This window comes from Actinospica sp., from assembly GCF_035552695.1.
In the GTDB taxonomy this organism is placed as follows: domain Bacteria; phylum Actinomycetota; class Actinomycetes; order Streptomycetales; family Catenulisporaceae; genus Actinospica.
On the sequence record NZ_DASZKT010000180.1, the window covers coordinates 1 to 18,492 of the forward strand.

The following is an 18,492-nucleotide window of genomic DNA, read 5'->3' on the forward strand; positions in this document are numbered from 1 at the left end:
GTCTCCCGGGAGGACCGGGTGGTCCTGCGGCTCAAGCCGTACGCCACCTTCGAGACCCCGTCCCGCCACGTCAACGACGCCGCCGACATCAACGAGGACAACAAGAATCTGATTCACGGGCTCGGGCAGAACCTGCCCTGGTAGCGGCGAGGCGCGATCAGCCCGGCGACTTCGCGCTCCGCGCGCGGGGCCGCCGGGTCCGGGACTTCTGCAGCCGCAACTCCACCCCGTCGAGCAGGCAGGCCAATCCGAACTCGAACTCCTCGTCGGCGGTGCGCGAGGTCAGCTCGTCGGCCAGTTCCACCAGGTGCGGGTACGTCCCGGCCGGCAACGAGTGGTAGAACTCGCGCAGGGTCATGCCCTCGGCGGGGCCGAGGCCGCCGGCGCGGAAGTCGTTCATCGGCTCCTGCAGCACCGAAGCCAGCACCTGGTGCGCCAGCGCCGTGTGCACATCGGCCGCCAGGGCCGCGTCGAAGCCGCGCTCCCGCAGGGCGTGCAGAGTCAGTTCCCTGCCGCGCAGCGAGTTCGGGCCGACCGGCACCGCCGTGGCGAACAGGGGGGCGAGGTTGGGATGTGCGCCGAGCGTCGCCCGCATGGAGCGCGCGAGCGCCTCGAGGACCTCCCGCCAGCCCAGGTCCGGCATGGCGCGAAGCGGCACGGTCCCACCGAGTACGGAGTCCGCGACCAGTACCAGCACCTCGTCCTTCCCGGAGACGTGCCGGTAGAGCGATGTGGTGCCGGTCTCCAGTTCGGCGGCCAGGTTGCGCATGCTCAGCGCGCCAAGACCGTCGCGGTCGACCAGTTCGAGCGCGCCGGCGACGATGCGCTCCAGGGTGACGGGCACGCGCCGGGCCGGCCTCGCCCGCTCCTGGCGCGCGGCCCACCAAGCCGGGGAGCCCGGGGCGACGTGGTCCTGCTCGCCGTCGGCCGGCTCCTGAGTCCGTGTTCCTGACACGGCAACACTGTACCCGTTCCAGGTACGTTCAGTCAGCTGCTGTGCGCCCCCGTCATGAGGGCGCCGAGGTCCTCGGGCTCGATGAAGGACGGCGGTACCGGCGGGCCCCAGTTGTAGAGGGCCCGGAGGTCCGCGAAGACCTCCGGCTTCCAGATCGCGTCGTTCACGATGCAGTCCAGGTCGCTGTAGTACTCGGAGAAGTTGCCGGCCGGGTCCTTGAGGTACCAGAAGAAGTTGGAGCCGATGTGGTGCCGGCCAAGCCCCCACACGTGCCGTTCCGGGTGGCCCAGAAGCATGTGGTGCGCGCCCCGGCCGATCTCGTCCACGTCCTCGACCTCCCAGGACGTGTGGTGCAGGTACGGCACGGGCGCGGGCTGGATCAGGACATTGTGGTGGTCCGAGGAGCAGCGCAGGAACGCCGCGATCCCGGGCACCTCGTCGCTGGACTTGAAGCCGAGGCCTTCGGTGAAGAACCGCTGGCTGCCCTCCTGGTCGATCGACCCGAGCACCACGTGTCCGAGTTTGCGCGGCGTCACCGGCGTCTCCCGCAGGACACCCGGCGCGCGAGCGTCGACCCGGTCCGTCCGCCCGGGCCCGTTGTAGTGCGGCGCGGGTTCGGCCGCGCGGGAGATCTGCGGACTCGGGGCGATGGTCACGGTCACGCCGGTGCCGGGGTCGGTCGCGGTCAGCCGCCCGTCGGCCAGGCGGTGCGCGGCTCCGAGCCGCGCCAGGCGAGAGGCTATGCGGTGCAGGTCGTCGGGATCCTCGGCGCCGATCCCGAGTTCGACGAGCCGCCGCGTGGGGGAGTGGGTCAGCCGCAGCTGCTCGCCGCCGTCGGCTGTCGTGAAGGACGTCTCGCCGTTGCGGCTCAGCCCGAATTCGGCGTAGTAGGCGGCCGTCTCGGCGACATTGGGCACGCCGATAGTGATCGTGGTCAGCCGGTGCAGGGCCATGTCAGGCCTTCCTGATCGTGAAGGGAAAGGAGTAGCGCTCCAGGTTCGCCGCCAGAGGACCGGCGTCGGCGTCGCCGTCGAGCTCGATGAGCGCGTGCGGACGGCCGTCCCGGAAGTCCGTCTCGATCCGCGCGCTCAGCCCGGCGCGCTCGAGTTCGGCCTCGACCACGCGGCGGACGGCGTCCTGGAGCAGGGCGGGCTTGAAGACCTTGCCGACGTCGGTAAGCGGAATGGCGTCGATCACGTGCACCTGCTTGGGCGCGGCCGCGGGCTCGGGAGCGTGGGCGGCGGCCCAGTCGCGCAGCTCGGCCTCAGTGGTCCGCGACCCGGAGGCGCGGGTCACGTAGGCGACCGGCACCTCGCCCGCATGCGCGTCGGGCGCCCCGACGACGGCGGCCGCGGCGATGTCGGGATGGCCGAGCAGGGACTCCTCGATCGGTCCGGGGTCGAGGTTGTGGCCGCCGCGGATGATCAGGTCCTTGGCCCGGCCGGTCAGGTAGACGTATCCGTCCTCGTCGACCCGGCCCAGGTCCCCGGTGAGCAGCCAGCCGTCGAAGACCGTGCCGGCCGGGTCGGGGACCGGTCCGTGCGGACCGGGGGTCAGGTAGCCGGGGAACACGCTGGGCCCGGCGATGGCGAGCACCCCGCTCTGCCCGGCAGGGCAGTCGGCGACGGGCCGGTCCTCGCCGTCGACCTGGACCGCCTTGACGCGCTGGTAGGGCAGTCGCATCCCGACCGAGCCGGGCCGCGGGGCCAGCGCGGGCGTCGAGGCCGTCGCGCACGTCGCCTCGGTCAGCCCGTAACCCTCGATCATCGGCACCTTGGTCGCGGACTCGAAGCGTTCGCGGACCGTCTTCGGCAGCGGCGCAGCTCCGACGGCCACACCGCGCAGGCTGGAGATGTCGACGCCTTGCGGTACCGGCGGGAGCGAGGCGTAAACCGTGGGCACGCCGGAGAATCCGGTGACCCGGTAGTGCTCGATGATGCGCCAGAAGTCGGCCATCAGCGTCTTGTCCCGGTAGCCGCGCGGGCCCAGGCTCACCACCGGACGGCCGTGCAGGAACGCGGCGAGACCGGTGACGTGCACGGCATTGACGTGGAAGAGCGGGAGCCCGGCCAGCGAGACCGCGTCCCCGGACAGGCCGCCGGAGCAGCCCAGCACCCACGCCATGTAGACCTCGTTGCCGTGGGTCTGCGGGACCACCTTCGGGGCCCCGGTGGTGCCGCCGGTATGGAAGTACGCTGCCAGATCCGCCGGTCCCGGCCGGTGCGGGCCGATGAGGCGATCAGCGGCCTGATCTCGCGCGAGTTGTGCGAAATCCCCCGCGTAGGCCACGCCCGGAACGTCGGCGGGACCGCCTCCCACCGACACCAGCGCCCGGATCCCCGGCAGGGCCCGCGCCACCCGCACCGCCCGGTCCCAGATCTCAGGGTTCAGCGACGGTCCGGCGGCAACGAGGATCTGCGCCTCGGTGAGGGAGAGGATGGCGGCGGCGTGCTCGGCGGCCAGCATCGGGTTGACCGGGTTGGCGATCCCGGCCGCCTGGGCGCCGAACAGCGCCGCGTAGGTGGTGCCGGTGTTCGGCAGCATCAGCGCCACCGGAGCACCCGGGGTCAAGCCCAGCGCGTGGTACAGGTTGGCGGCCCGGGCCACCTGTGCGAACAGCTCGCGGTAGCTCCAGGTCGGTGCGCCGCGCCAATCCCCGCCGTCGCGCTCGCCGAGCAGGTGAAGGGCCGGTTGGTCGGCGTACCGGACGGCGGCACGGGTCAGCAGTTCGTAGGTCGAGGCGGGCAGATCCCGTTCCTCGAGCGGGATCGCCTCCACCGCGGCGAGGTCTTCGGGCGCGAGCACCAACGGCCGCTCGCCGGCGGTGTGCGCCGCGGCAGCCATATCAGCCCTCTCCGAAGGTCGTCCGCAGCGTCCCGATGCCCTCGATGCGGCTGACCAGTTCGTCGCCGTCCTTGAGGAAGACGGGCGGCACGCGGGTCGCGCCGATGCCGGCCGGCGTGCCGGTGAAGATGAGGTCGCCGGGCAGCAGCGGAAGGACCGCGGAGAGCCGTGACACCAGCTCGGGAACGTCGAAAGTCATCTCGCTGGTGGACGCGCCCTGCATGGAGACCCCGTTCACCTCGCACCCGATCCGCAGATCCGCGGGATCATCGAACTCGTCGAGGGTGACCACGGCGGGGCCCAGCGGACCGAAGCCCGGATAGGACTTGCCGAGCGAGAACTGCTGGGGGGCCGACCCGGACCATTGGGTGATTCGTTCGGTCAGGTCCTGGCCGACCGTCAGCCCGGCCACGTACGCCCACGCGTTCTCGGTCGGCACCCGGTGGGCGGCCCGTCCGATCACAGCCACCAGTTCCACTTCCCAGTCGACCATGCCCTGCGGCAGGACGACGCGGCCGACCGGCCCCGTCAGACAGGAGGCGAATTTGGTGAACGTCACCGGGGCCCCGCCGGACGCCTTGGGTGCGGCGAGTTCGGCCTCCGCGGCGTGCTCCGCGTAGTTGATGCCGATGGCGAAGATCTGCCGGGGCGAGGGCACCGGCGCGAGCAGGTCCGTTTCCACATAGGGGACGGGCTCGCCCGTCAGGTCGGTGAGCTGGGGCCGTAGATCGTCCCAGCGTTCGAAGATCGAACCGGGATCGGGGCCCATCGCCCCTCCGCTCGCCTTGTGGATGTCGATCGCTCCGCCCGGGACCAGCAGCACGGCGCGTCCGGCGAGATTGGCGATCCGCATGGGCTCCTCCTTGAGCGCGGTTGCCGTCATTCAACGGCGGGCAGGGTCGGCGGGCCATGGCCGAACGCACCAATTCCGGGCCGCGCTTGGGCCGTTCGCGCAAAGCGGGCGGAGGAGGGCGAGGGAGGTGACGACCGGGTTTCCGACTACCTTGACGGCGACCGGGCACGCAGTACTGTGACGGCAACAGCGTTCCCATAGTGGGAGCGATGTATCCGAATATGGACGGTGACTACCATGCGAGTGCGCAACGGTCGTCCCGCGGTGTGGTTCTCGGCCTGCGCGGCCGCGGCCCTGGCTCTCCTGGGCGTCGCGCCCGGGTCGGCCGGTGCCGCCGCGCGGACCGTGAGCAAATCCGCGAGCGCCTGCACCAGCTCGATCGTGCCCGGCCCCACGCAGAGCCCACCCACTGCCACCACTACGAGCACCGGCGGCGTACAGCTTCCCCAGGACGAGGCCGCGCACCAGGACCCCCAGGAATGGTGGTACTTCAGCGGTCATCTCTGGGGAACGGACTCGGCGGGACACGTGCACTGCTACGGGTTCGAATACGTGACGTTCCAGTTCCTCGCCATCGCGCCGCAACCGGTGTACTTCGGCGACTTCGCCGTCACCGATCTCACCAACGGCACGTTCCAGTACGCGGACCAGCAGGACTCGTACCCCGTACCCACCACGACCAACAGCTTCGCCCTGCACACCGGCGACTGGACCATGAGCGGAGGCTCCGGTTCGGACAAGCTGCACGCCGACATCCCGGGCTACACGCTCGACCTGAAACTGCAGACGACGAAATCGGCCGCACTGCACGGCGACAACGGCGTCATCCCCTACGGGCCCCTGGGCACCTCCGACTACTACTCGTGGACGTCCCTGCTCTCCGGCGGGACGATCGTCGACCACGGCGTCACGGTGAACGTGGCCGGGATCTCCTGGATGGATCACCAGTGGGGCTCGTTCAACTTCGCCAGCGGCGCCGGGTGGGACTGGTTCGCCGTCCAGCTGACCAACGGGCAGCAGTACATGCTCTACTACATCCGCGACTCCACCGGCGCGATCGTGCAGACCCTCGGCACCCAGATCGGCGCCGGCGGAAAGACCACGAACCTGGACCCCTCGGCCCTCAGCGATACCCCGACGGGCTCGTGGACCAGTCCATCGACCGGCATCACCTACGGCTCAGGCTGGACGGTGAAGGTGCCGGGCGGCTCCCTGACCATCAGTCCGGACCAGGTCGACCAGGAGCTCAACCTGCTGTCCACGCAGGGCGTCGCCTACTGGGAGGGCGACGTGTCCGTCCACGGCACGGTCAACGGATCGTCGGTGTCAGGAGTCGGATACACCGAGATCAACCCGCCCGCCGGTCCCTGAATCGGCTGACGCCCGGTCGGTCTTGCCCGCCCGGGCGCTGAAGAAGAATCCGTCGGCCGCGGCCCGACCCCACGGGCGGCGGCCGCGGTCTTTCGCCGAGGCCGCGGAGCTCACCGCGCGGCGCGAGTCTCCTCTTCATCGCCGGGCGGAACGAGGCGGGCGATCTCCAGGGCGAGCCACAGCCTCATGGGGTCCTGCGCGACCGGACGGCCGAGGATCTCCTCGGCCCGCTGCAGCCGGTACTGCACGGTGTTGCGCGCGATGAAGAGCCTTCGGGCCGCCTCCCGCCCGCTCTGCCCGCAGCCCAGGTAGACACGGAGGGTCTCCCGCAGCACGCTGATCCGCTCGCCGGGGGCCAGCAGCGCGCCGAGCGTCTCCTCGGCGTACCAGCGCGCGCGCTCGAGGTCGGAGGTGATCAGCGACAAGGTCCACACCTCGGTGTAGTCGCACAGCCAGCCGGGTCGGAGCGTGGCGGCGACGCGGCGGCATTCCAGTGCCCACCGCAGGCTCCGGCGCATCCCGGCGGGCCCGCGTTCGGCGGGACCGATCGAGACTCCGACGCCCTCGGGCGGACTCAACCGGGCTTTCAGGTCGGCCGCCAGCGTTGCCGGCGGCCGGCTCTCCCACCCCGCCCAGGCCCACAGCTCACCGGAATCCCCGGGCAGCACCAGGAACGAGTCGGCGCCGCACGCCCGGGCCAGTTCGTCGCAGAACCGGTGCACGGTGGTGGAGCCGTACGGCGGGTTCTCGCGCCAGAGCACGAACGCGCGATGGCAGAGGTGGACGGGATAGCCGAGGATGCGTGACGCCTCCGCCGGCTCGATCGGTCGGTCCGCGAGGAGTTCGTCGACGACCTGTCGGCGGGTGACCTCCTGGTCGGCCCGCAGCCGGGCGCGTTCGGCGAGGTACTCCTCCGCGATCCGGCTGGCCTGCACGTCGGCGTAGGCGAACAGCAGCTCGCTGAGCCGGTGCGCCTCGCCGGTGCGAACCGCCTCGGGCTCACGGTCGACGACGTCGGTCAGCGTGCGGTGCAGGAACGCGTGTCCGATCCGCACCCCGCGCAGCACGGCATCCAGCGGCACGCCGCGGCGCGCCAGATCGGCGGCGCCCTCGACCGCCGCCGCGGCGATCCCGTCGTCGGTCGGCGGCGTGTCCTGCAGCAGACCGCGCAGGCCGAGCAGAATCGACGCCTCAACCCCGCGGTGCAGCACCTCCACCTGCGCGGCGCCGCCACCGTGCTCGGGAACCTTCTCGACGATCTCCTCGGTCATCCGCGCCGCGGTCAGCACCGCCCATCCGACCGGGCCGGCGCCGAGCGACTTCGCGGCCTCCGCGACCAGTTCCGGGCACGACGACTCGGGGACATCGCCGTCGGCCGACAAGCCCAGCACCCAGCCCGCGTGTCCGGTCACGGCCGATCGGCGCCCGGGAAGCGCAGGAGAAGCACGTCACGCGTCCTCTCGACGGTCACTGTGAAGATTCGATGATATCGGTACTGGAACTTGTCTCAACTCTTGACTTCAGCATAGGTGCGGCAGAAGGGTGTGGGCGGCACCCGCTTGGATCGGCGCGAATCTGACGCTCTGTCAGGGTGCCTCGACCACGCACGTCCCACGCAGCGTGCACAGCGTCCAATGGCGGAGGCGAGATGATGTCGGACCCGACGCGTCGCAGGGTACTCATGAGCGGAGCCGGTGCGCTCGCGCTGGCCGCGCTGCCGCGGTCCGCGGGCGCGGCGACGGCGCCGCAATCCCCGCCGCCCAACGGCACCGTGCTCGCCTCGCTCAACGGCACCTGGGATTTCCTGCCCGCCACCGGGACGCCGAGCACGCCGCCCGCGGGCGGCACCTGGGCGTCCATTCCGGTGCCCGCCGAGTGGAACATGACCTCCGGCGACTTCGCCACGGCCTGGGACGGCTACGACCTGTTCGAGACCCCGGCGGCCTGGGACAGCGTGGACGTCGCCTGGTACCGGCGTACCGTCACCGTGCCGACGCGGCAGCAGGGCAGCCGGATCGTGCTGCGCTTCGGGGCCGTGAACTTCGAGGCCACCGTGTTCTGGAACGGCACGCAGGTGACGAAGCACTCCGGCGGCCTGCTCCCGTTCGAGGCCGACGTCACCGACCTGGTCGCCTGGGGCGGCGAGAACACGGTGCACGTGCTGGTCCGCTCCGGCAAGGTCGCGGCGCGCCAGTCCGACGGCTGGCACTACCCGAACGGCTCCTGGTGGGGTCAGACCTGCTGGGGCATCTGGCAGGACGTCTGGCTGCTGACCCGGTCGGCCGCGTATGTCCAGGACACTTTCGTGACCGCGTCGGTGACGAACGGTCAGATCTCCGTCGTCACCACCCTCGCGAACGACGGCGCCACGCCGGCGACGGTCTGGGTCGAGCACGAAGTCACCGACGGCGGCAGCACCGAACTGCGCTCCGTCGGCCAGGCGGCGTCGGTGCCGGCGGGCGGCACCGCCACGGTGACTTTTGCGCAGAAGTGGACGAACCCGCGTCTGTGGGGGCCGGAGGACCCGCACCTCTACCAGCTCACCGCCACCGTCCGGCCGGCCCGGAACCAGCCGGTGGCCGACAGTTCGAGCGTGCGCTTCGGTTTCCGCGAGATCAGTACACAGGGCACTGACATTCTGCTCAACGGCCGACCGGTGATGCTGCACGGCGACGCCTGGCACTACATGGGCTCGATCGAGAACAGCCGCGCCTACGCCACGGCCTGGTTCACCATGGTCAAGGCGCTGGGCGTCAACTATCTGAGACTGCACGCCATGCCGTACCCGCCGGTGTTCTACGACGTGGCGGACGAGCTCGGCCTGCTCCTCGTCGCCGAGTCCGGCATCTACGGCTCCTCCGGCAACTACGCGCTGAGCGCCGACGACTTCTGGGCGAACTGCGCCGAGCACCTCACGGCCCGCGTGCTGCGCGACCGGAACCATCCCTCGGTGTTCGCGTGGTCCGCGGAGAACGAGATGCTCGCCGCGTTCGGGCAGAGCTGGTCGGCGAAGGTGGCCGCGCTCAAGCCGATCGTCAGTGCGCTGGATCCGACGCGCCCCGTCTACTTCGAGGGCGACCAGGACCCGCAGTCCGCGGGCGACCTGGAGAGCACGCACTATCCGCTGGAGATCACCACCGGGAGCACGGCCATACCCGAGTCGGCGTACGCGCTGGCGCCCGGCCAGCCGCGCGCGAACTTCTGGGACCGGAAGAAGCCGATGCTGATCGGCGAGTTCAGCTCCATGTACTACGCGACGCCCTCGCAGGTGAGCGCGGTGGGCGGACCGGCGGCCTATGCCGACCTGGACGGCCTGTGGTCGGCGCACGCGCTGATCGTCGGCGCGCAGATCGAGGGCCTCCGGTATGCGGGCGTCACCGGGCTCTCGCCCTGGAACACCGTCTGGTACGGCATGCGCCAACTGCCCTTCGACCCTTCGAAGGAGTCGCTCCCGCTGCCGGGGTCCACCGGGCCGGCGCTGCGTCAGGTGGGGCGCTGGGCCGCGACGCTCAACCCGGGCTTCGAGCACGATCTGCCTGAATGGGACCCGAACCCCATCCACGACGCGGTGGCCCGGACCATGCCGCCGACCGCGGCACTGGCCACCGATTACCGGACCCACTTCTTCGGCGGCGCCGCGCTGACTCGCACCTACGCCGTCTACGACGAGGTCGGCACGCAGCGCACCATCTCCGTGTCCTGGACGCTGCGGCTCGAGGGCGAGCCGTCCCGCATCGGCTCGCAGCAGGTGAGCGTGCCCCCGGACGGCAAAGTGGATGTCACCTTCGAGATCGCGCTGCCGACGGTCCCCCGCACCACCGTCGGCAGCCTGACCATCGACATCGACGCCCACGGTGATCCGCAGTACAGCCATGAAGCGCCGATCACCGTCTATCCCCGCTCGGTCGCCGCGCGCACCTCCACGACAACGCTGTCAGCGGCGGTGCTGGAGACCGGCGGCTCGACCGCGACCAGCAGCGCCCTGGCCTCCCTGGGCGTGACCGTTCGCACGATCCCCGATCTGTCGAGCCTGCCGACCGGCGGCGAGCTGCTGGTGTTCGGCGAGGGCGCCGACGTCACCGCCACGACTGACGAGGTGACAGCGCTGATCGCGTTCGTGAAGGGCGGTGGCAGGGTGCTGAGCATGGCGCAGCAGACGCTGCCGCAACTGCTGCCCTGGCCCGTGCTGCTCGCCACCTCGCCGCAGACCATCGCGCACGTGGTCGCCCCGCATCACCCGGTGCTCGCGGGCGTCGGCGCGCAGGACCTGCGCTGGTGGAACACCGCCTCCGAGCAGGTCGTGCAGGCCGGCATGGTCAAGCCGCGGTACGGCGCCTTCACCTCGCTCGCCGACATCGGTCCCGGCCTCGCCTCCAGCGCCCTGGCCGAGGTGCCTTACGGATCCGGCACGTATCTGCTGTGCCAGTTCCCGGTCGTCGCCGCGGCGGCCGACGAGCCGATCGCCGCGATCCTGCTGCGCAACCTGCTCGACTACCTCGCCGCCCGGCCCGCGGCGCCGGGCGCGACGATCGGCGTGGTCAGCGCGTCCGGCTCCCCGGCCGCCGCGACACTGGCGGCCGCGGCGGTGGACACCACGCCGGTGACCGCGCTCGACCAGAGCACGCTCTCCGAGCTGACGGCGATACTGGTCGACGCCTCCTCCGCCGAGGCCGTCAGCCTGGTCACCGGGCAGGCCGCGGCGGTGAACTCCTGGGTCGCGGGCGGCGGCACGCTCTGGATCAACGGGCTCGCCCCGGCCACGCTCTCGTCCCTCGGCGCGGTGCTCCCGACAGGACTCACCCTGAACACCCTCGACGCCGAGCACCAGTTCGGCGCGGTCACCACCGGCGAATCAGCTCTCGCCGACGGTCTCACCAATGCCGACCTGGACTGGCTCGGCGCGGCCACCGCCCTGGTCTCCGCGACCGTCTCGGGCGGCGGCGGCACCTCGGCGCTGGCGAGCCGCGGTGTCGACTGGACGGCCTTCACCAAGGGCGTCGAACAGAACAAGTACCAGATCGCGGCCGAGAGCGCCCGCGGCTTCACCCCGACCAGCGTGCTCTGGGAGACGGCGGTCGGCTCCGGGCGGGTGGTGATCGACCAGCTGGGCTGGGCCGTCGCCACACCGCTGCCCGCGCAGACCGCGCTGGCCGCCGGTATCGCCGCCGGGCTCGGCGTCGGATTCACCGCGGGCTCCGGCTCGGGACTGATCCCCACCGCCGGTTGGGTTGGATTCGCCAGTCCCAACAACGGCGACGCGCCGCTGGCATACGACCGGAACGAGTCCACGCGCTGGTCCAGCAACACGTTCCAGACGCCGGGCATGTATTTCGGCCTCGACATGGGCGCCACGCACACGCTGACCCGGATCATCTGGGATTCCGCGCTCTCCGCCGGCGACCTGCCGCGCGGGCTCGACATCCAGACGTCCGCCGACGGCAGCACGTATGCCACCGTGCTGAGCATTCCCGACACCTCGACGCTGAGCAACGCCGGCGTGATCACGATCCCGCTGCAGTCGGTGACGACCCGCTACCTGAAGATGGTCGACACCGGCTCGGCCTCCGGAAACTACCTGTCCCTGCACGAGCTCTACCTCTTCGGCCAGTAGGCCGCGGACCCACCACCGGCGTTTCGGCTTCAACCCACGAAGAACGCGACGCGATGCGCCGGAGATCCGCAATCCGCAAGATCCGCGATCCGCAAGAAGGAAGTACCGTAATGCCCACACCCGCACCGACGCCCGCACCCGCAGCTGAGCCCGGCGCGGGAAGCGCAGAAACCTGATATTCGTGGCGGCCGTGCCGCTGGCCGGCGTCGTCGCGGCCGTGTCCTTCGGCGCGCAGAGCGCCGACGCGGCGCCGAGCGCTGTCACCGTCACCGGCGGCTCCGTGCTCTCGCACCGCTCGTCCAGCCAGACCGGGGCGCTCGGGTGACCTTCGGCTTCGAGACCAACACGCTGGCCGGCGGCCCGTACACGACCAGAGCAACCAGATCTACAACCTCCCCATGTACGAGGCGTCGACCAGCACGACCGCCCAGTTCTGGCTCAACTACGTCGAGGAGCTGGTCTCCGCGGGAGTCACTTCGTCGCCGTCGACACCCGCGGCTACGTCCCCGGCTCCGCCGTGCCGAACGAGGGCGGCGACCCGCGCGAGCTGACCCAGCTCGTCGCCGCGATCAACCAGGCCGGCGATGCCGGGAAGCTCAAGATCGCCGCCTTCGACGACACTCCCGCGTCGATGACCGACAAGAAGAACCAGATCAAACACGGCACCGGCGGGTACTCGCCGACCTTCGAGATCAGCGACAAGACCGGGGCGGGCGAGGGCGGCTACCAGTCAGCTCCACTCCATCCTCCAGGACGTCCTCGCGGGACCGCACCTGCGCGACGACTGCGCCTAGAAAGTACCGCCGACAGGACGGCGTGCTCGCCGCCACTGCCGGATCACCTAGAGCTTCGGCGTCCCGGATGCCTGACCATGCTCAGCGCCCGCGCGGGGCGTACATGATCACGCCCATTCCCGCTAGGCAGATCAGTGCCCCGATCAGGTCGAAACGGTCGGGACGGTAGCCGTCGGCGAGCCAGCCCCAGAGCAGCGAACCGGCGACGAAGACGCCTCCGTAGGCGGCGAGAATGCGGCCGAAGTCGGCGGACGGCTGGAGCGTGGCGACGAAGCCGTATGTGCCGAGGGCGAGGATCCCGCCGGCGATCCACATCCAGCCGCGGTGTTCGCGCACCCCCTGCCAGACCAGCCAGGCGCCGCCGATCTCGAAGAGCGCGGCGAGGACGAACAACGCGAGGGAGCGCACGGGGATCACGGGTCGATGCTCGCGGGAGCGGGGAGCGTTGTCGAGGTGGCGCACCAAGATGTAACACCCGTCGGTGGGAGGTAATGCGTAGGCAATAGTGGTGCGGTCTACTGTGGTGCAACATAGATTCATGTCGGTGAACCTCTTGCGTGTGGGAGCCGCCCGTGTCCACAGTCATCACCCCCGATGCCGTCGATCTGACCCCGCCACTGCCGAAGCCCGTGCCCAGCCTCGCCGATCAGGTGCGCCGGGACTCCGTCGAGTTCATCCTCGCCCTCTTCGTCGACCTCGCCGGCAAGCCCTGCGCGAAGTTGGTCCCCGCCCAGGCCGTCGAGCAGTTGGAGACGGAGGGCGTCGGGTTCGCGGGGTACGCCGTGGGCGCGATCGGGCAGCAGCCCAGCGACCCGGACATCATGGCCATGCCCGACCCGGCCTCGTACACGCCGCTGCCCTTCATCCGGCCGGGGCTCGCGCTCGTGCACTGCGATCCGTGGTGCGAAGGGAAGCCGTGGCCCTACGCGCCGCGCGTGATCCTCAAGCGGGCGCTGGCGGCCGCCGCCGAGCGCGGCCTGTCGCTCTGCGTCGGTGCGGAGGTCGAGTACTTCCTGCTCAAGCGGGACGAGAACGGTGTGCTCAGCGTCGCCGATGCGCGTGACGTCGCTCAGCAGCCGTGCTATGACGCGCGCGGCGTGACGCGTATGTACGACCACCTGACCTCGGTCTCCAAGGCCATGAACGAACTCGGCTGGGGCAACTACGCCAACGACCACGAGGACGGCAACGGACAGTTCGAGCAGAACTTCGCCTATGCCGATGCGCTCACCACGGCCGACCGTGTCATCACTCTGCGATACCTCGTGTCAGTGCTCGCCGAACGTGCCGGGATGACCGCGACGTTCATGCCCAAGCCGTTCACCGACCGGACCGGCACCGGCATGCACCTGCACCTGTCGCTCTGGCGCGGCGACGAGCCGGCGTTTCCCGCGACCGCCGGGGACGCGGATCCGCGCGGCTTCGGGCTCGCACCGCTCGCCTACTCGTTCATCGCCGGAATCCTCGAGCACGCGCGCGCCCTGCAGGCCGTGATCGGACCCACGGTCAACTCGTACAAGCGCACCGGCGCCGTCTCGACCCGCTCCGGCGCCACCTGGTCACCGCGCCGCGCGGGCTACGGCGGGAACGACCGAACGCACTTCATCCGCATCCCCGAGGGAAACCGCATCGAATTGCGCGGCGCGGACGGCTCGGCCAACCCGTACCTCGCCGCCGCCGCGGTGCTCACCGCGGGTCTGGACGGCATCGTCCGCGAACTGGAGCCCGGTGCGCCCGGCTCCTCGGCCGAGAGCTGCGTCGAACTGCCGCCCACGCTGCTGCACGCGGTCGACGCGCTGTCCGCGGACCCCGTCGTATGCGGCGCGCTCGACGCTGCCGGGGAGGGCGTGAGCAGCTACTTCGCCGACATCAAGCGGGACGAGTTCTTCGCCTGGCACGGGTCGGTCACTCCCTGGGAGGTCGACCGTTACCTGACCGCGTTCTGATCTTCCACTCCTGATAAGGAACTCACCCATGTGTGGAATCGTCGGTCTCCACCTGACCGATCCAGACCTCGAACCCAGGCTCGGCGAGCTGATCACCGGAATGCTCGGGCAGGTCGTCGAGCGCGGTCCCGACTCGGCGGGGGTGGCCGTGTACGGAGACCCCCGGCTGACCCCGGCGGGCCACAGCGCCGTCTCGCTGCTGGACACCGGGCTGCCCGCGGCGGCGGTCGCGGAGCTCGTCGGCAAGGCGCTCGGACACGGCGCCGAAGCAGTCCAGGCGGACGAGACAGTGGTCGTCAGCGCGGCGACCGAGCCGGCGGCGCTGCTCGCCGCGATCGCCGAGACCCTGCCGGACGCGCTCGTGATCGGCTCCGGCGAGCAGTTGGCCGTGCTCAAGGGGGTCGGCAGCCCGGACCGGCTCGCCGAGTCCTTCGGCCTGGCATCGGTGCGTGGCTGGCAGGCCGTGGCGCACGCCCGGATGGCCACCGAGTCCGCCGTGACCGCCGCCGGATCGCATCCGTTCTCCGTCGGCGCGGATCAGTGCCTCGTGCACAACGGCTCGTTCGCCAACCACGCCACGGTCCGCCGCGAGCTGCGCGCCGCGGGCGTGCGCTTCGACAGCGAGAACGACTCGGAGGTCGGGGCACGCTTCGTGGCCCAGCGCCTGCTCGAAGGCTGCGATCTCGAAAAGGCGCTGCGGCTGCTGTGCGAGCGCTTCGACGGCTTCTACACGCTGCTGGTCACCACCGGGGATTCGTTCGCCGTGCTGCGCGACGCGATCGCCTGCAAGCCCGCGATCATCGCGCAGGCCGACGGGTGGGTCGCGATGGCCTCCGAGTACCGCGCGCTGGACACGCTGCCGGGCATCGAGGACGCCCGGATCTTCGAACCCGAACCCGAGGAGGTCTACCTGTGGCGGCGCTGACGGAGGCGGGGGCCGCGACGCTCGTCGATCTCGCCACCAGCTCGATCAGGGAGCTGAATCAGGCCCTGCACACGCCTGGGGTCGGGCTCGAACATCCGTCCTGGCGAGTCCACAACCCGCGCGGCCGGCACAGCATCGCCTGCGGGCTCGACGCGGAGCTGTCCGTCGACATCGAGGGGCACGTCGGGTACTACTGCGCGGGAATGAACCAGCAGGCCACGGTCATCGTGCACGGCAACGCCGGCCCCGGGCTCGCCGAGAACATGATGTCAGGGCTCGTACGCGTGCACGGGGACGCCTCGCAGTCGGCGGGCGCGACCGGACACGGCGGCCTGCTGGTGATCGAGGGCAACGCCGCGGCCCGCTGCGGGATCTCGATGAAGGGGATCGACATCGTCGTCGGCGGCAGCATCGGGCACATGAGCGCGTTCATGGCGCAGGCGGGCCGCCTCGTCGTGTGCGGCGACGCGGGCGACGCGCTCGGCGACTCGATCTACGAGGCGCGGCTGTACGTCAAGGGCTCGGTCGCCTCGCTCGGAGCGGACTGCGTCGAGAAGCCGCTGCGCGCCGAGCACGTGGCGGAGCTCACCGAACTCATCACCGCCGCGGGCTTCGACGAGGATCCGGCCGCGTTCCGCCGCTACGGCTCGGCGCGAACCCTCTACCACTTCCAGGCCGACAAGTCCGACGCGTACTGAGTCACGGAGGAATCAGTGTCCGACCATTCCCTCGACCCGTCCTCGTCCGGCCTGCGCGAATCAGCCACCTTCGACCGCGCCACCATCGCGGCCATCCAGCGCGCCGCGGCCACCGGCGTATACGACATCCGCGGCTGGGGAGCGAAGCGGCGCGTGCCGCACTTCGACGACCTGCTGTTCCTCGGTGCGAGCATGTCGCGCTACCCGCTGGAGGGCTACCGCGAACGCTGCGGCACCGACGTCGTGCTCGGCACCCGCAACGCCAAGCACCCGCTGCGCCTGGAGACCCCGGTGACCATCGCGGGCATGAGCTTCGGCGCGCTCTCGGCCAACGCGAAGGAGGCCCTCGGCCGCGGCGCCGGCGAGGTCGGCACATCCACCACCACGGGCGACGGCGGCATGACCCCGGAGGAGCGCGGCCAGTCCAAGCACCTGGTGTATCAGTACCTTCCGTCACGCTACGGCATGAACCCGGACGACCTGCGTAAGGCCGATGCGATCGAGATCGTGCTCGGCCAGGGCGCGAAGCCGGGCGGTGGCGGCATGCTGCTCGGACAGAAGATCACCGACCGGGTCGCGGCCATGCGTACGCTGCCGATCGGCATCGACCAGCGCAGCGCTTGTCGGCACCCGGACTGGACCGGGCCCGACGACCTGGCGATCAAGATCATCGAACTGCGCGAGATCACCGACTGGGAGAAGCCGATCTACATCAAGATCGGTGCGACCCGCACGTACTACGACGTCAAACTCGCCGTGCACGCGGGCGCCGACGTGGTCGTGGTGGACGGCATGCAGGGTGGGACCGCGGCCACCCAGGAGGTGTTCATCGAACACGTCGGCATCCCCACGCTCGCCGCTATTCCGCAGGCGGTCCGGGCACTGCAGGAGCTCGGGGTGCACCGCGAGGTCCAGTTGATCGTCTCGGGCGGCATTCGCAACGGCGCCGACGTGGCCAAGGCGATGGCCCTGGGTGCGGACGCGGTCGCGATCGGCACGGCGGCGCTGATCGCCCTCGGCGACAACCACCCGCGCTGGCAGGCCGAGTACGCCGAACTCGGCTCGGCCGCCGGGTACTACGACGACTACCAGGAGGGCCGTGACCCGGCCGGGATCACGACACAGGACCCTGAGCTGGCCGCGCGGCTGGACCCGGTGGAGGGCGGGCGGCGCGTCGCCAACCTGCTGCGCGTGATGACGATGGAGGCGCAGACCATCGCGAGGGCCTGCGGCAAGGCGCACCTGCAGCACCTCGAGCCCGAGGATCTGGTGGCGCTGACCGTGGAGTCCGCCGCGATGGCGCGGGTGCCGCTGGCCGGAACGGATTGGATCCCGGGCCTGCGCGGAGCGGGATATTGAGCGCCCGGCATGTCGAGGTCGAGGTCGCGGTCCTCGGCGCCGGGTTGATGGGCGCGGCGACGGCCTGGTCCCTGGCCCGCCGTGGCCGTTCGGTGGCGCTCATCGAAGCCTTCGAGATCGGTCACCGCAACGGAAGCTCATATGGCAGTGAACGTATATTCCGCCGCGCCTACCCGGACCCCTTCTATGCGGAGCTCACCGGTCGCGCCGCCGAATGCTGGCGTGAACTCGAGCTCGACAGCGGCAGCGCACTGCTGCACATGACAGGGGCCGTGGACACCGGCGACCCGCGCGTGCGCGACCCCCGGGTATTGGCCGCCGCGATGACCAGGGCCGGGGTCGAGCACGAGGTGCTGACGCCCGAGCGGGCGCAGGAACGCTGGCCGTTCATGCGATTCGACGGTCCGGTCATCTTCCACGCACAAGCCGGAACGCTCGATCCCGACGCCACGATCGCCGCGTGCGTGCGACGTGCGGTCGAACTCGGCGCGGTCGTTCTCGGTGGCACGCGCGTGACCGGGACGGAACTGCTGGGCTCGGGCCGAGTCCGTGTCATCAATGATCGCGTAGACCTCACCGCCGACACTCTCGTCCTCGCCGCCGGAGCGTGGCTCGCCGATCTCGTCCCTCACCTCGCCGTCTCCGCCGAAGGCCCGCTGGTGCTCCCGCCGCTGACCGTCGTCCAGAAGGAGATCTTCCACTTCCGGCAGCGCGACCCCGCCGCGCGGTGGCCCACTTTCGTGCACAAGGGCCCGGTGCAGATCTACGGCCTCCCGTCGGGCCGCGACGGGGGAGCGGAACCCGCCGTCAAGGTCGCCCGGTACGACGGCGGCCCGACGACCACGGCCTCGACGCGCGACGGTGTGATCGACCCCGTGGCCCGCGACTCCGTATGCGAGTACGTACGCACCCGGCTGCCCGGCCTCGCCCCCGAACCCGTCGCCGAGGCGAGCTGCCTGTTCACCCTCGCCCCGAACGACGATTTCATCCTCGACCGGCACGGCCCCTACGTCATCGTCAGCCCCTGCTCCGGCCACGGCGCCAAGTTCGCCCCGCTCGTCGGTGCCTTCGCCGCGGACCTCGCCGAACGCCGCGCCGGACCGCCCGCCCGCTTCGCCCTGCCGCGGCAATAAACT

14 protein-coding genes and 1 pseudogene are annotated in these 18,492 nt (G+C 70.8%); 9 read left to right on the plus strand and 6 right to left on the minus strand.

The features are described from left to right. Positions 1-157 precede the first annotated feature (157 nt). The 4 genes from VG296_RS21005 to VG296_RS21020 are packed head-to-tail and all read right to left on the minus strand — an operon-like array spanning position 158 to position 4,652. Positions 158-955 (minus strand): TetR/AcrR family transcriptional regulator, encoded by a 798-nt coding sequence (locus VG296_RS21005; RefSeq protein ID WP_325568177.1) that lies wholly within the window; start codon positions 953-955, stop codon positions 158-160. 32 nt (positions 956-987) lie between these two features. Next, the gene (locus tag VG296_RS21010; protein ID WP_325568179.1) at positions 988-1,908 is read right to left on the minus strand and encodes a VOC family protein; all 921 of its coding nucleotides are present in this window, start codon (positions 1,906-1,908) and stop codon (positions 988-990) included. Between the two features lies 1 nt (position 1,909). Further along, entirely contained in the window at positions 1,910-3,799 is a 1,890-nt protein-coding gene (locus VG296_RS21015; RefSeq protein WP_325568181.1) for an acyl-CoA synthetase, read from the minus strand. A gap of 1 nt (position 3,800) precedes the next feature. Beyond that, positions 3,801-4,652, minus strand: a complete 852-nt coding sequence (locus VG296_RS21020; protein WP_325568183.1) for a fumarylacetoacetate hydrolase family protein — start codon at positions 4,650-4,652, stop codon at positions 3,801-3,803. Between the two features lie 237 nt (positions 4,653-4,889). On the opposite strand from VG296_RS21020, the gene VG296_RS21025 reads away from it, so the two are divergent. Further along, positions 4,890-6,023 (plus strand): lipocalin family protein, encoded by a 1,134-nt coding sequence (locus tag VG296_RS21025; protein WP_325568247.1) that lies wholly within the window; start codon positions 4,890-4,892, stop codon positions 6,021-6,023. Between the two features lie 110 nt (positions 6,024-6,133). Here VG296_RS21025 and VG296_RS21030 read toward each other — a convergent pair whose 3' ends face one another. Further along, positions 6,134-7,435 (minus strand): PucR family transcriptional regulator, encoded by a 1,302-nt coding sequence (locus VG296_RS21030; protein WP_325568185.1) that lies wholly within the window; start codon positions 7,433-7,435, stop codon positions 6,134-6,136. A 269-nt stretch (positions 7,436-7,704) separates the two neighbouring features. Here VG296_RS21030 and VG296_RS21035 point away from each other — a divergent pair, with 269 nt between their 5' ends. The 3 genes and pseudogenes from VG296_RS21035 (at position 7,705) to VG296_RS21045 (ending at position 12,535) form a co-directional block, all read left to right on the plus strand. Further along, positions 7,705-11,634, plus strand: coding sequence for a glycoside hydrolase family 2 protein (locus VG296_RS21035; protein ID WP_325568187.1), 3,930 nt, complete (start codon positions 7,705-7,707; stop codon positions 11,632-11,634). A 181-nt stretch (positions 11,635-11,815) separates the two neighbouring features. Further along, positions 11,816-11,959: a hypothetical protein gene (locus tag VG296_RS21040; RefSeq protein ID WP_325568189.1), complete on the plus strand. Its 144-nt coding sequence runs from the start codon at positions 11,816-11,818 to the stop codon at positions 11,957-11,959. A gap of 73 nt (positions 11,960-12,032) precedes the next feature. Beyond that, positions 12,033-12,535: pseudogene (locus VG296_RS21045) on the plus strand (DUF5010 domain-containing protein). On the opposite strand, the gene VG296_RS21050 reads toward VG296_RS21045, so the two are convergent. After that, positions 12,510-12,845: a YnfA family protein gene (locus VG296_RS21050; RefSeq protein WP_325568191.1), complete on the minus strand. Its 336-nt coding sequence runs from the start codon at positions 12,843-12,845 to the stop codon at positions 12,510-12,512. The pseudogene VG296_RS21045 and the gene VG296_RS21050 sit on opposite strands and share 26 nt — an antisense overlap. A 200-nt stretch (positions 12,846-13,045) precedes the next feature. Between VG296_RS21050 and glnT the strand changes: the two genes are divergently transcribed. Genes glnT through VG296_RS21075 form a run of 5 tightly spaced genes read left to right on the plus strand, consistent with a single transcriptional unit; the run spans position 13,046 to position 18,489 of the window. After that, positions 13,046-14,374 carry a type III glutamate--ammonia ligase gene (glnT, locus tag VG296_RS21055; protein ID WP_349259647.1) on the plus strand — a complete coding sequence of 443 codons (1,329 nt, stop codon included), beginning with the start codon at positions 13,046-13,048 and terminating at the stop codon, positions 14,372-14,374. Between the two features lie 28 nt (positions 14,375-14,402). Next, positions 14,403-15,299 carry a hypothetical protein gene (locus VG296_RS21060; protein WP_325568195.1) on the plus strand — a complete coding sequence of 299 codons (897 nt, stop codon included), beginning with the start codon at positions 14,403-14,405 and terminating at the stop codon, positions 15,297-15,299. After that, entirely contained in the window at positions 15,287-15,997 is a 711-nt protein-coding gene (locus tag VG296_RS21065; protein ID WP_325568197.1) for a hypothetical protein, read from the plus strand. Before VG296_RS21060 ends, VG296_RS21065 begins: the two co-directional genes overlap by 13 nt. Positions 15,998-16,012: 15 nt before the next feature. Then, positions 16,013-17,356 (plus strand): FMN-binding glutamate synthase family protein, encoded by a 1,344-nt coding sequence (locus VG296_RS21070; protein ID WP_325568199.1) that lies wholly within the window; start codon positions 16,013-16,015, stop codon positions 17,354-17,356. Further along, positions 17,353-18,489: an FAD-dependent oxidoreductase gene (locus VG296_RS21075; protein WP_325568201.1), complete on the plus strand. Its 1,137-nt coding sequence runs from the start codon at positions 17,353-17,355 to the stop codon at positions 18,487-18,489. Before VG296_RS21070 ends, VG296_RS21075 begins: the two co-directional genes overlap by 4 nt. The last annotated feature ends 3 nt before the right edge of the window (positions 18,490-18,492 follow it).